The sequence below is a fragment of the Rheinheimera sp. genome (genome assembly GCF_965283995.1).
Taxonomy (GTDB): domain Bacteria; phylum Pseudomonadota; class Gammaproteobacteria; order Enterobacterales; family Alteromonadaceae; genus Pararheinheimera.
In genome coordinates this window covers 4,453,348-4,466,439 of sequence record NZ_CBDIQG010000001.1, presented here as the reverse complement: position 1 = coordinate 4,466,439, position 13,092 = coordinate 4,453,348, and the positions used below count along the sequence as shown (strand labels likewise).

General features: G+C 50.5%; 9 protein-coding genes. 4 read left to right on the top strand and 5 right to left on the bottom strand.

Features of this window, described 5'->3' with window-relative positions:
• Positions 1-5: 5 nt before the first annotated feature.
• Positions 6-2,285 (bottom strand): ABC transporter permease subunit, encoded by a 2,280-nt coding sequence (locus ACQ66Q_RS19605; RefSeq protein ID WP_430458332.1) that lies wholly within the window; start codon positions 2,283-2,285, stop codon positions 6-8.
• 199 nt (positions 2,286-2,484) lie between these two features.
• Entirely contained in the window at positions 2,485-3,462 is a 978-nt protein-coding gene (locus ACQ66Q_RS19600) for a PstS family phosphate ABC transporter substrate-binding protein (RefSeq protein ID WP_377240851.1), read from the bottom strand.
• 311 nt (positions 3,463-3,773) lie between these two features.
• Between ACQ66Q_RS19600 and ACQ66Q_RS19595 the strand changes: the two genes are divergently transcribed.
• The 3 genes from ACQ66Q_RS19595 to ppx all read left to right on the top strand — a co-directional run bounded on the left by ACQ66Q_RS19595 (position 3,774) and on the right by ppx (position 8,054).
• Entirely contained in the window at positions 3,774-4,280 is a 507-nt protein-coding gene (locus tag ACQ66Q_RS19595; protein ID WP_430458331.1) for a glycine cleavage system protein R, read from the top strand.
• Positions 4,281-4,401: 121 nt separating this feature from the next.
• Positions 4,402-6,522, top strand: coding sequence for a polyphosphate kinase 1 (gene ppk1, locus ACQ66Q_RS19590; RefSeq protein ID WP_430458330.1), 2,121 nt, complete (start codon positions 4,402-4,404; stop codon positions 6,520-6,522).
• Positions 6,519-8,054, top strand: coding sequence for an exopolyphosphatase (gene ppx, locus ACQ66Q_RS19585; RefSeq protein ID WP_430458329.1), 1,536 nt, complete (start codon positions 6,519-6,521; stop codon positions 8,052-8,054). Before ppk1 ends, ppx begins: the two co-directional genes overlap by 4 nt.
• A 52-nt stretch (positions 8,055-8,106) precedes the next feature.
• Here the strand turns inward: ppx and ACQ66Q_RS19580 are convergent, their stop codons facing one another.
• A complete protein-coding gene (locus ACQ66Q_RS19580) occupies positions 8,107-9,309 on the bottom strand; it encodes a DUF547 domain-containing protein (RefSeq protein ID WP_430458328.1) in 1,203 nt (400 codons plus the stop codon).
• A gap of 203 nt (positions 9,310-9,512) precedes the next feature.
• Here ACQ66Q_RS19580 and ACQ66Q_RS19575 point away from each other — a divergent pair, with 203 nt between their 5' ends.
• Positions 9,513-10,829, top strand: a complete 1,317-nt coding sequence (locus ACQ66Q_RS19575; RefSeq protein ID WP_430458327.1) for an amidohydrolase — start codon at positions 9,513-9,515, stop codon at positions 10,827-10,829.
• A 76-nt stretch (positions 10,830-10,905) separates the two neighbouring features.
• Here the strand turns inward: ACQ66Q_RS19575 and phoR are convergent, their stop codons facing one another.
• Entirely contained in the window at positions 10,906-12,246 is a 1,341-nt protein-coding gene (gene phoR, locus ACQ66Q_RS19570; RefSeq protein ID WP_430458326.1) for a phosphate regulon sensor histidine kinase PhoR, read from the bottom strand.
• Between the two features lie 57 nt (positions 12,247-12,303).
• Entirely contained in the window at positions 12,304-12,990 is a 687-nt protein-coding gene (gene phoB / locus ACQ66Q_RS19565) for a phosphate regulon transcriptional regulator PhoB (RefSeq protein WP_430458325.1), read from the bottom strand.
• Positions 12,991-13,092 lie beyond the last annotated feature (102 nt).

Here is a 13,092-nt window from a genome sequence, read left to right as displayed (position 1 = left end):
CCGAATTACAGATTACTGAAGCGTTGACGTAACCGCTGCCGGATCACTTCAGCAAGCGTATTAAACACAAAGGTAAAGACAAACAGCACCAAAGCAGCCAGGAACAACACGCGGAAGTGCGTACTGCCTACCGCAGTTTCTGGTAACTCGACCGCAATATTGGCGGACAAAGTGCGCATACCTTCGAACAAATTGAAATTCACGACAGGGCTATTGCCGGTGGCCATTAACACGATCATCGTTTCACCGACCGCCCGACCGAAACCAACCATGACCGCGGCAAAAATACCAGGACTTGCCGTTGGTAAAACTACGCCCATCATGGTTTGCCAAGGAGTTGCCCCCAGCGCCAGTGAGCCTTGCGTTAAATGGCGTGGCACGTTAAACACTGCATCTTCAGCAATCGAGAAGATGTTCGGGATCACGGCAAAACCCATTGCGATACCAACGACTAAGGCGTTGCGTTGGTCATAGGTGATACCGTTATCGGTAAACCACTGACGCAAACTGCCATTAAAGAACAACTGGTCAACTGCTGGACTTAAACTGACGCACAGCCAAATAAAACCAATAATCACCGGGATCAGCAGCAACACTTCCCAACCGAGACCAAAACGCTCGCGCCAAGACAGCGGCGCAAAGCGCCACAGATACGCCGCAACCAACATCAGTAACGGCAGCAACAGCAGAATGGCGAATACCGCACTGAGATATTTCTCGATAAAAGGCGCCAACCATAAACCGGCGAGGAAACCCAAAATCACCGTTGGTAATGCCGCCATGATTTCAATGGTCGGTTTCACCTTGCCGCGTAATTTCGGTGTCATAAAATAGGCGGTATACAAAGCGCTCATAATGGCCAGCGGGGTGGCAAACAACATGGCGAAGACAGCTGCTTTGAGCGTACCCAGCGCCAGTGGCACCAGGCTCATTTTCGCTTCAAACTCATCAGAGCCTGAAGAGGCCTGCCAGATATAGTCCTTCTCGCCACGACCTTCATACCAGACTTCATTCCACATCGCTTTCCAGCTAACGTCCGGATGCGCATTTTCCAGCGCAAAACGCTGTACTTTGCCATCGGCGGCAAAAGCCAGTAACGCAGTATTGATCGGGCTGATCGCGATACGCTCAAAACTGGTGCCTTCCAACAACGGTTCCAGCGATAAAGTGCGGGCTGACGTGCCGTAATGGATGCCAAGGTTGGCAGCAGCATCTAATACCAGGAAACCTTTGCGGGAATACTCAGGTTCAATCTGGCGAATCGGCGCAGGATGTTGTTCAAAATCACGGATATGTTTTAAATGGAAGTTGTTGTGCTCATCGCGTACCAGAAACCACTGACTGAGACTACCGTCCGAACCACCGACAATCAGCGAGACCGCACCAACCAGAAACTCGACCGCGGTCACTTGCTGACCGGCAGCTACCGCACTGACTGCTTCAACATATCGGGCCTCTGCGGGATTTGTGACGTCATAATAATGAATCTTTTCATTACCTTCGGCGATGAACAGATTGTGCAGCGTGGTATCAAGTAAAATCCGGCTGACGTTTTTTGGTGCATCCGGCAACGAATAATCGGTACGTACTAACGTCGTCTCACCGGTCATAAACTCGGTTTGCGCTTCAAATACGTGGTAGCTCAAACGACCATCAGCGGCAAACGCGACTAACGCGGTACCCGCGCTGCCTTCCTGTACCGCCAGGCTCTTTAACGCCTGACCCGGATTTAAATCCAGTGGTGTTTCACCCAGTGGATAAGTGACCACAGGCACCACTTTGCGTTTGTCGTCCGGATAACTCAGGTTGTATTCGTGTTTGATCACCAGCGCCTGGCCATTGGATAAACCAAGTGCGAGTAAGCCTGAACGGGGTTCGCCACGGGCAAACGCTGAAATCGTGGTTTCTGGCGGCAATTGCAGCTGCACTTTTTCGCCGGGCTGACCAGTCAGCGCATCAAAAAATTGCAGTTCACCGGCTGCCGAGACATTCAGCCCCACTTCACTGTAGCGTTCCAGATTGGTATACAGCGGTTTGCTGCTGTTGATCTGGTAGCTTTGCTCTGCTTCCACGCTGGCTGACGAGAAAATCGGCCCAACTTCAGAAAACAGATAAACAAAAATAGTCGCAAAGGCTGCGACCACACTGATGCCGGCAAATGCGATACCGTATTTGGACATTTTATCTTTAAAACTGCGCCAACGGCGCAGACGGGCCCGTTTCTCACCGCTTGGCAATAATGATTGCCTTGTAGTGACAGGAGCTGACGTGGAGGTCTGTTGCATGTTTACACATCCAGTACTGACTTTTCGGATGCTGCAAAGCTTAGACGAGATTTATGTCAGAAATATTACAGCGCGGATCTTTGTCATAAATTAGCCACATTCAGGATCGGGCAAACTGGCAAATCGCAAGTTGGCAGCCGCGTTCCATGGGGCCCTAATGCAAAAGGCGCCCGCAGGCGCCTCAAAAAAGAGCAGAGATTTATTTGATACCAAGTTCGGCCAGTACTTTCGCCGCAACTTTGTTCGGAACTGGTACATAACCGTCACGAACCACAATCTCCTGACCGCGTTTTGATAACACCAGTTTGATAAACTCGCGTTCCATTGGTGTCAGTTCTTTGTTCGGGTGTTTGTTAACATAAACAAACAGGAAACGCGACAGTGGGTACTTGCCATCCAGCGCGTGGTCTGCGGTCGGTTCAACAAAAGGTGAGCCTTCTTTTTTCGCCAGTGGCAGTGCGCGAACACCAGAAGTCACATAACCGATACCTGAGTAACCGATACCGTTGATCGACTCACTGACACCCTGCACTACTGAAGCAGAACCAGGCTGTTCGTTGATGCTTGATTTAAAATCGCCTTTACATAACGCATGTTCTTTGAAGTAACCGTAAGTACCAGACACCGCGTTACGGCTGTACATGGTGAAATCGCGGTTCGCCCACGCACCATCCAGACCTAATTGACCCCAGCGCGTTACGTCTTCTTTGTAGCCACATTTGCGGGTTGCAGAAAACACTGCGTCAACCTGCGCCATGGTCATGCCTTTGATTGGGTTATCTTTGTTGACGTAAACCGCCAGTAAGTCGACCGCAACCGGCACTGCAGTTGGTTTGTAACCGAATTTGGCTTCAAACGCCTGAATTTCGCTTGGTTTCATCGCACGGCTCATTGGGCCGAAGTTTGAAGTACCTTCAGTCAATGCTGTTGGCGCTGTAGAAGAGCCGGCACCCTGAATTTGAATATTCACATTTGGGTACAGCTTACGGTAATCTTCAGCCCACAACGTCATCAGGTTGTTCAGCGTATCAGAACCGATACTGGAGATACTGCCCGATACGCCAGAGGCTTTCTGGTAGTCAGGTAAAGCCGGGTCGACTTTAGTCACCGCAGCGGCTTGAAAACTGAAAGTGGCAGCGATAATGGCTGCAGTCGATAAAATTTTAAAAGTTTTCACCTTAAAGTCCTCTTGTTGGCAATCGCAAGCCTGTGCCTGCAGTTCACGCTACACATCATATTTCGGTAATATGACAATAATATGACGAGAAAACAGTCTGGTGAATTTCTAGCAAAAATCGACCAGCAGTGTTGTTTTTTTGAAGTGGCTGGCTATAGTTTCGGCAGGCTGGGCGCCCGGATGGTTAACCGTTTGGCCTCTGGTCAAGTTGTTTTAATAACAAAAATTAAATTTTAATATGATATATTTTTTACGCTGAATCCAGCTAGTCGTGGGATTTCCAGCGCCGTACTAAAACAAGGAAATGCGCTATGAAGCAGTTGGTTTTAACGTTGATTGGTCAGGATAAAGCCGGCCTGGTCGAACAACTTGCAACGTTGATTGCCGAATATCACGGCAATTGGACCGCAAGTAACCTGAGCCATCTGGCTGGTTACTTCGCCGGGATTTTACAGGTTGAAGTGGCAGAACAACATGTAGCGGCTTTAACCGCTGCCCTGCAACAGATGAAGGATCTGGATATCCGCGTACAACATGGGGTGGACTCCCGCGTCAACGAGCAGAAACTGCTAAAATTCGTCATCACCGGCAACGACAGACCGGGTATTGTGCGTGAACTGTCGTCGGTCATTAAGCACAAAGGCACCAATATCATTCACTTTGAAAGCTCTAAGCAAAGCGCACCGAATTGGGGTGTGCCGCTGTTTAATGCGATCGCAACCGTCGAGTTACCAGAAGGTTTGAACAAAGACGAAGTGGTACATGCGCTCGAAGACATCGCCTCAGATGTGATGGTCGATGTTGAAAATCTGAACTGAAACGGTTCTGTCCAACAATAGCCCGTGCATGTTCTGACGTGACGGGCTATCTTATTCATAATTCTTTCATCAAATTGCCATAGATTAGGCTCAGCACCTCCCCCGCAGTGATGGAACTGATATGGAACTACCAAACAATTCAGAACACCCGATGCATTATTTCCCAAAAGAATTAAGCTGGCTTGCTTTTAATGAACGCGTATTGCAGGAAGCTGCTGACGAACGCAACCCATTAATTGAGCGTCTGCGTTTCCTCGGCATTTATTCCAATAACATGGACGAGTTCTACCGGGTGCGGGTTGCGGACGTGAAACGACGTATCATGCTGCAGATGTATCACAATGAAGACGCCAGCCAAACCGAACATTTATTAAAACAAATTCAACAGTTTGTATTGCGCCTCGGAGCCAAGTTCAATGCCATTCATATGGACCTGCAACTTGGATTGCGTAAACATAACATCGAGTTTATCGACCAGCACAAGCTGAACGAATCGCAAAGCGCCTGGGTGAAATCCTATTTCAAGGAAAAAGTCCTGCGCCACATCTCACCGGTACTGCTATCGAATGAACATCTGCAGTTGTCAAAACGCCTGGAAGACAATGCCACTTATCTGATGGTGGAAATGACCGGCCAAGGCAAGCCGGAATATGCCATAGTGCAGGTTCCGACCGATGATGTGTCACGTTTTCTAGAACTGCCGATTGCATTAAACCGCACCAAACGCCGCGGCAGGTATCGCCATCAGTTTATGATGCTGGACGATGTGATCATCCACTGCCTGCGCGACTTGTTCGCCGGTTTCTTTGATTTCTGTGACATCCAGGCCTACTCGATGAAACTGACCAAAGATGCCGAATATGACTTAAGCGAGTCATTGGATCAGAGCCTGCTCGACAAGATGTCGCACGGCATCCGGCAACGGCTGGAATCAGAGCCGGTACGACTGGTCTACGACGTGTCGATGCCTGAGCATATGCTGAAAATTTTGCGTAAATTGCTGGGTGCTAACACGCTGGACGCGCTAATTCCCGGCGGTCGTTACCGGAATTTCAAAGATTTCATTAATTTTCCGTATACCGGCCATGCCAGTCTGGAATTTTCGCCGCTACCGCCGTTGCCAAGCCCGGATTTTGAACAACACAACACCACCTTTGATGCGATCCGCAGCAATGACGTGTTATTGCATTACCCCTATCACAACTTCACTTATTTCACCGAATGGGTGCGTCAGGCGTCCTTTGACCCGCGAGTGAAGTCGATCAAAATGACGATGTACCGCGTGGCAAAAAATTCGCGGGTGATCCATTCCCTGCTCGATGCGGTCAGAAATGGTAAAAAAGTCACAGTGGTGGTGGAGCTCAAAGCGCGCTTTGATGAAGAAAATAACATCCAGTGGGCCAGACGGATGACTCAGGCTGGCGTGCAGGTGGTGTTTGGCCTGACCACACTGAAAATTCACTCGAAATTGTGCATCATCAGCCGCGAAGAAAAAGGCGGACTGGTGAAATATGCCCATATCGGTACCGGCAATTTCAACGAAAAAACCGCGCGCATTTACACCGACATGAGTTTGTTTACTTGTCACAAAGAAATCTGTGATGAAGTTGATCAGGTATTTGAGTTTGTTGAATACAGTTACAAGCCTTTTGTTTTTCAACACTTAATTGTCTCGCCGACCTGGAGCCGGCCAAAGCTCAACAGCTTAATTCAGCGCGAAATTGACTTTGCTTTGAGCGGGCGCAAAGCCGAAATTGTGTTGAAGCTGAATAATCTGGTCGATGACCCTATTGTTGATCTGCTGTATAAAGCCAGTCAGGCTGGCGTGAAGATCCGGATTATCGTACGCGGTATGTGTTCGTTGATCCCGGGTATCCCGGGTAAAAGTCACAATATCAAAGTGATCAGTGTGCTGGACCGTTACCTGGAACATGCGCGGGTTTACCAGTTCTTTAATGGCGGCGACATTGATTTGTATTTATCATCCGCAGACTGGATGACGCGCAATATCGAAATGCGCGTCGAAGTAGGCGTGCCGATTTATGATGCGCGGATCAAACAACAGATTATGACAGTGCTCGATTTGCAGTGGAATGACAACGTCAAAGCCCGTCTAATCGACCAAGAACAAAGCAACCCTTATGTCAAAAGGGGCAACAGAAAAAGTATCAGGTCTCAGCAGGCGATTTATGACTATCTCGCCAGCCAGCAGCTGGGACCGACTATTCAGGCAGAGTTATGACCCATTTGACGCCAAATGCGTTGTCTGCCGCCGAATTAATTGCGGCGGTAGACTTAGGCTCCAACAGTTTTCACCTGGTGATCGCGCGTATCGTTGACGGCGCGCTGCAATTGCTACACCGGGAAAAACAAAAAGTTCAGCTGGCCGATGGGCTGGATGAACAGCAGATGCTCAGCGATGAAGCGATGCAGCGTGGCCTGGCCGTGCTGCGTCAATTCGCCGATACGCTCAAAGATATGCCACCGCAATCCGTGCGCGTGATCGCCACCTACACCTTGCGCCGGGCAAAAAACAGCGCGCGCTTTTTGCAGCAGGCGCAGGATGTATTTCCGTTTCCGATTGAGGTCATTGCCGGGCAAGAAGAAGCGCGACTGATTTATCAGGGCGTGGCCCACTTTGAAACATACACCGGTCAACGCCTGGTCATCGATATTGGTGGTGGCAGTACTGAATTTGCCATTGGTGTGGATTTTCAGCCACTGAAACTGGCCAGTCGCAATATGGGCTGTGTCAGCTTCGCCAAATTCTATTTCCCGCGTGGCCGCATCAGCCCAAAACGGTTTGAACGGGCATTGATGCATGCCGAACAGGAACTGGAAAACATCTACACCGGTTATAAAAATACCGGTTGGCAACAGGCGGTAGGTACGTCCGGCACCATCAAAACCATTAAGGACATTGTCAGCGGACTGGGCTGGCATCCGCATGTGATAAAGCTCGAGCATCTGGAAAAACTGCAACAACTGTTGTTGGAAGTGGAGCTCTGCGATGCGTTAAATCTGCCTGGCCTGACCGAAGATCGTAAGCAATTACTGGCACCTGGCCTCGCGATTTTACTGGCATCCTTCCGGATGCTGGGGATCGACGAGATGGTGTATGTCGACGCTGCCCTGCGCGAAGGCGTGTTGTATGAGATGAGTGACCGGCTGCAACATCAGGATATCCGTCAGCATACGATTCAAAGCCTGATTAAACGTTATGTCGTCGATGCAGAACAGGCTGGTCGGGTCAGTCAGACCGTGCAGACCTTATGGGCACAAACGCAAACCCAATGGCAGCTCAGTGCAGAATGGGGACAACTATTACAGTTTGCCTGTTATGTCTATGAAATTGGCCTGCAAATCAATTCCTCCAGCGTACAGCGCCATAGTGCCTATATCCTGAACAACTCCAACTTACCGGGCTTTAACCAGGAACAACAGCGGGTACTGGCCAGTCTGGTGCGGTATCACCGGCGCAAAATCAAACCTGACGATATCACGCCGTTTTATCTGTATCGTCAGAGTGATTTTTACTACGCACTGAGTCTGTTTCGGCTAGCAATATTACTGAATCAGAAACGCCGGGAAGATATTCTGCCGGAGCTCCAGGTGCATGCAGCTGCGCAGCAACTGACGTTGTTAATGCCTGACAGCTGGTATCAGCAGCATACGGTGCTGGCCGCAGATTTACGCTCAGAGCAACAGTTTATCAAACGAGTAGGTCTGAGCTTAATTTGTCCGGGCTTGCCGGAACTCACTGACGAGATATGACGCATAGCGCTGCGGAACATACCGCAGCGCTATGGTTACTTGTTTACTGCCGCTATTTATCGTTTTGTTGTCCGCTTTCGGACTTTGCTTTTGCGGCAGCTTCAGCTTCTGTGAGATCGGTCACCGTCACTACCCCACCGCGATTTTCATGGTTAAATTTCATTTCTTTGAGTTTTTGTACCTGTTCGGCCGAGAAACGGCCATAAGTGACCGACTTCGCCTGGACTGTACTTGCCATCAGTTCCAGATTGGTCACTTCTTCGGATCCGAGCATAGTGCCGCCCTGCGAAAAAGCGCCAAGCAAAGCGGCGTCATTGGTCGCGGCGCCGCCGCCATAATTGCGGCTGGTGCCGTAGATGTCGGTCACCGTCCAGTCGTCGATATCAGCCACCAGCGTTGTCGCTTCATCCAGCAACGGAATTTCATCTTCACGCAGATACTCACGCAGGTGATTGCGCAGATCCGTCTCAAAGTCCGGGAAATAGCTGGCATTGCGCTGATAAAAACCGGCAACCCGGAAAGTCTTGCCGTCCGGGTAAGTGCCGCGATTGGTGTTGATAAAATCGTTGGCGTTAAACTGCAGCGAACGGTTAAGATTTGCGCCGGTATAAGCATATTTGCGGATGCTGGGGCTACCGATATAGCCCTGATATAAGCCGTAAATCACCAGCACTTCATCCGGATATTTCTGTTGCAGTACGCCGTACTGGATGTCGTTCAGACTCAGCCGCATACCGGCAGTGTTGATCAATTTTTTGCTGAGCACACCGTCTTTGGCCGTGACAAAATCTTCGAGACTTTTCAACGGATAGACTTTATTGATTTCATCAATCACCACCACGTTGTACAAATTTAACCAAAATGCGATTTGTTCTTTTTTGCTGAGCTGATTCAGTGGGATCTCAGCGGGTACCGCTTCCAGGCTGGTGCGGATCGTACTGATCACTGCCGCCATCGCAGGATTTTTCTTAAACTCCTCAAAAAACAGCCGGTTACCGGCATTGGTCGTCAACGGATTAAAATTATTTTTCAGCCGGGTACTGACTGTAGAAGATGATGACTTCGACTTTTTCCGGCTTGGCGGACCCGACATCAGCACCGCAGCATTTAAGACATAGTCCAGATCGTCATAATTAATGGTGATCGCAGAATCCTGAGTTTCGCCTAACCAGGCGTCCGGCAACGTCAGATCACTGGCTTGCGCCGAAAAGCTTCCAACTAAAATCAGGCACCACAGCAACGATGTTCGCAGCATTTTTCATTCTCCTTTTTGTCGCCAATCACCACATTAGGCGAATAAATCAGCAGTCTCAACTTTTGTTGCCAGCAATAGGTTGCGGTATTGGTCGATCCGCTGTTCTTATTTCTGGCCAGACGTCTATCTATGGTTGGCAAGTGTCGATTTACTGGTTAAGTTACCCATTGTCCCTTTTCTGTTATTCCCAGTCGGAGTGTTCCATGCGTGGTCGTCTCACCTCACTTGCCATCGCCTGCGCGGCTTGTTGCGCCGGTCTGTCAGCTGCACAAGCTGCTGATATTAAAAATGATTTAACTCCTGCCATCAGCGCCGTGATGCCGCAGGTGATTAGCTGGCGTCGGGATTTGCACCAACATCCGGAGCTGTCCAATCGGGAAAAACGCACCAGCGCGATGGTCGCCGCTGAGCTGAAAAAACTCGGGCTGGAAGTGCAGACCGGTATTGCCCATACCGGCGTGGTGGCACTGTTAAAAGGTGGGAAGCCAGGCAAACTGGTGGCGCTGCGGGCCGACATGGATGCACTGCCGGTGAAAGAACAAGTCGATCTGCCGTTTGCTTCCAAAGCCGTGGCAGAATTCAATGGCCAGCAAGTCGGCGTGATGCATGCTTGTGGCCACGATGCGCATGTCGCGATGCTGTTAGGTACGGCCACAGTGCTCAGTAAGATGAAAGCGCAGCTGTCCGGCGATGTGATGTTTATCTTCCAGCCGGCCGAAGAAGGCCCGCCACCGGGGGAAGAAGGCGGCGCTAAGCTGATGCTCAAAGAAGGTATTTTTGCCAAGCGTAAACCCGATGCCATTTTTGGTGTGCATGTCTGGCCAGGCCCTGCCGGGCAGTTACAGGTAAAGCCGGAAGGCATTATGGCAGCCGCGGACAGCTTCGAAATCATCGTAAAAGGCGTACAGGTGCATGGCTCCAGCCCTTGGCGTGGTATCGATCCTGTTGCGGTTACCGGACAGCTCATCACTGCACTGCATCAAATTCCGGCACGCCAGCTCGATGTGACGCAAGCGCCGGCGGTGATGTCGATTGGTCAGGTGAATGGTGGCGTGCGCTGGAACATTATTCCGGACGAAGTCAAACTCGGCGGCACCATCCGCACCTTTGATCCGGTGATGCGTGAACAGCTGATCAGTAAAATGCAGCACACCAGCGAACATATCGCGGCAGCCAGCGGCGCGACCGCCCACTTTCATTCGCAAAGTTTTGCGGCAGTGACCTGGAATCACGCGGGCCTGACTGAATGGGCGATGCCGTCGCTGAACTGGGCCGGCGCGAAAGCCGGTGTCAGCCCGATTAAGCCGATCACCGCCTCAGAAGATTTTTCGTTTTTCCAGCAGGAAGTTCCCGGCGTGTTTTTATTTCTTGGCATCGCCGAGCCGGGTCGGCCAATTGAGAAGACGGCCCCCAATCACTCGCCATTTTTCCGCGTTTATGAACCGGCGATGGAAAATGGTGTGAGGGCAATGGCAGGTTTAGCGGTAGATTTCCTGGCGCAGGCGCCGGCGTTGAAGTAGTCCCGACAAGCGTACGGCGGCGCTTCCGCTTGCCGTACCTACCTGACTCCATTTTAATGCCTGCGACTCAAGCAGCTTATTTCAGCTTTTTAGGTAACTTCGGTTGCGTTGCTGTTAACTCACCAACCACCAGTTCCGGCGGCAGTGCAAAAGAGAATGAACTGCCACGTTTCGGTTCACTGAAAATCATCAATCTGCTCTGATGGCGCGACAACACATGTTTGACGATGGCTAAACCCAGGCCTGTACCGCCAGTGGTGCGGGCCCGCGCCTGGTCAACACGGTAAAACCGCTCGGTTAAGCGTTTCACATGCTGCGACGCTATGCCTTCGCCATTATCGGTTACGGTAAACACTGCTTTGTGATGTTCACGTCGCCAGCTGACTTTGATCTCGCCGCCGTCCGGCGTGTATTTAATCGCGTTCGTCACCAGATTGGAAAAGGCACTGCGCAGTTCTTCGGTAATGGCGTTGACGCGCAAATCGAGGTCAATATCAAAACTGATTTGATGCTGTTTTTCCCGGTTCAGGCTATGCGCTTCCTGCTCCAGTAACGTCAGCATTGCCGGTGCATCGACGTTGTCGTCGTAGTGCACCTTGGCCGCAGCTTCAATTCGCGACAGAGTCAGCAGCTGCTGTACCAGATTGTCCATCCGTTTAGTTTGGTCGAGCATCACGGAATGGGCTTTTTGCCAGATCGCCTGCTGTGGCAGATGCTCAGGTTCCATCATTTCCAGATAGCCCTGCAGTACCGTCAATGGCGTACGTAATTCATGCGACACGTTAGCAACGAAGTCTTTGCGGATTTGTTCCAGCTGTTTGAGCTGCGTGATATCGCGGATGATCAGCAGATATTGCTTTTCACCATATTGCAGCACACGATATTCCAGCGTCAGATCTTCAGTCAGCGGCGATGGTAATTCAATCGCCTGCTCGAAGTTTTGCTGTTGCAGGTATTGCTGAAATTCCGGATTGCGAATCAGGTTATCAATGCGCTGGCGTTCATCCATGGGCCAGCGTAAACCCGCCATCTGTTGGGCCAGCTTGTTGCACCAGACGATAGTCCAGTCCAGACTCAGCACTACGATTGCATCCGGTAAGGCTTCGGCACCGTCGCGAAAACGCCGGACCAGCGCTCGTAAATCCTTGTTTTTCTTTCTGGCTTTTCGTTGCCGGTAGTTAATACCGTCGAAAATTTGCTGCCAGCTACCGTCACCGGCCGGCGGCGACAACTTGCGGTCCCGCCACAACCATTTATCCAATAAAAACAGGTGCTTGTAGTGCCAAAAAATCACACCGGCCGCAAAAACCAGCAGAAATTCACTGGTCAGGTCTAATAGCCAGCCTAAAGCCGCAGTCAGCATCGCTAATCCGACCAGACGTGTCATGATAGCCCGTTTGGACAGTAATAAACGCATATCACCTACTTGGTTGCGATGGCCTGTGACAACCACAGACCATCCGGCGGAATAAGGTTATTTTACCGAAAAACGATAGCCAGAGCCACGTACGGTTTGTACTAACCGATCATGACCGCCATGCGAGATGGCTTTGCGCAGGCGACGAATATGCACATCGACCGTGCGATCTTCGACATAAACATTGGTGCCCCAGACATGGTCCAGTAATTGTTCGCGGCTGTACACCCGCTCCGGATGTGTCATAAAAAAGTGCAGCAAACGGAATTCAGTCGGGCCCATATCCAGTGGCTGGTCTGTGGCGGTCACGCGGTGTGATACCGGATCAAGTTTCAGTCCCTGCACTTCAATCACTTCATCCAGACTGGTTGGCGCGACACGGCGGATCACCGCTTTAATCCGCGCCATCAGTTCTTTTGGCGAAAATGGCTTGGTGACATAATCATCCGCGCCCACTTCCAGGCCACGCACTTTGTCTTCTTCTTCACCGCGTGCCGTGATCATAATGATCGGAATGCTGCGGGTCAGTTCATGTTGTTTCATTTTTTTCGCGATTTGGATACCGCTGCCACCTGGCAGCATCCAGTCCAACAACACTAAATCCGGGTATGGTTCTACCAGTTGATTAATCGCGCTGTCAAAATCTGCCGCTGTACTGGCCTGATATCCATTTTGTTCCAGCACAAAACACAACATATCGCGAATTGGTGCTTCATCTTCCACTATCAGAATTCGTCTCGACATAGCCTGTTACCATCATCCGAGGTTTTGGGTACTTCAATCAGTATCCCGCCTAATTATGACATAATTATGAAAGCCGACTGTTCCCGCATCGACTTCTTCACA

What these genes read in the sequence shown, in the direction of transcription:
- ACQ66Q_RS19605 (WP_430458332.1), bottom strand. Translation starts at nt 2,285, where the DNA reads ATGCAACAGACCTCCACGTCAGCTCCTGTCACTACAAGGCAATCATTA.
- ACQ66Q_RS19595 (WP_430458331.1), top strand. Translation starts at nt 3,774, where the DNA reads ATGAAGCAGTTGGTTTTAACGTTGATTGGTCAGGATAAAGCCGGCCTG.
- ppk1 (WP_430458330.1), top strand. Translation starts at nt 4,402, where the DNA reads ATGGAACTACCAAACAATTCAGAACACCCGATGCATTATTTCCCAAAA.
- ppx (WP_430458329.1), top strand. Translation starts at nt 6,519, where the DNA reads ATGACCCATTTGACGCCAAATGCGTTGTCTGCCGCCGAATTAATTGCG.
- ACQ66Q_RS19580 (WP_430458328.1), bottom strand. Translation starts at nt 9,309, where the DNA reads ATGCTGCGAACATCGTTGCTGTGGTGCCTGATTTTAGTTGGAAGCTTT.
- ACQ66Q_RS19575 (WP_430458327.1), top strand. Translation starts at nt 9,513, where the DNA reads ATGCGTGGTCGTCTCACCTCACTTGCCATCGCCTGCGCGGCTTGTTGC.
- phoR (WP_430458326.1), bottom strand. Translation starts at nt 12,246, where the DNA reads ATGCGTTTATTACTGTCCAAACGGGCTATCATGACACGTCTGGTCGGA.
- phoB (WP_430458325.1), bottom strand. Translation starts at nt 12,990, where the DNA reads ATGTCGAGACGAATTCTGATAGTGGAAGATGAAGCACCAATTCGCGAT.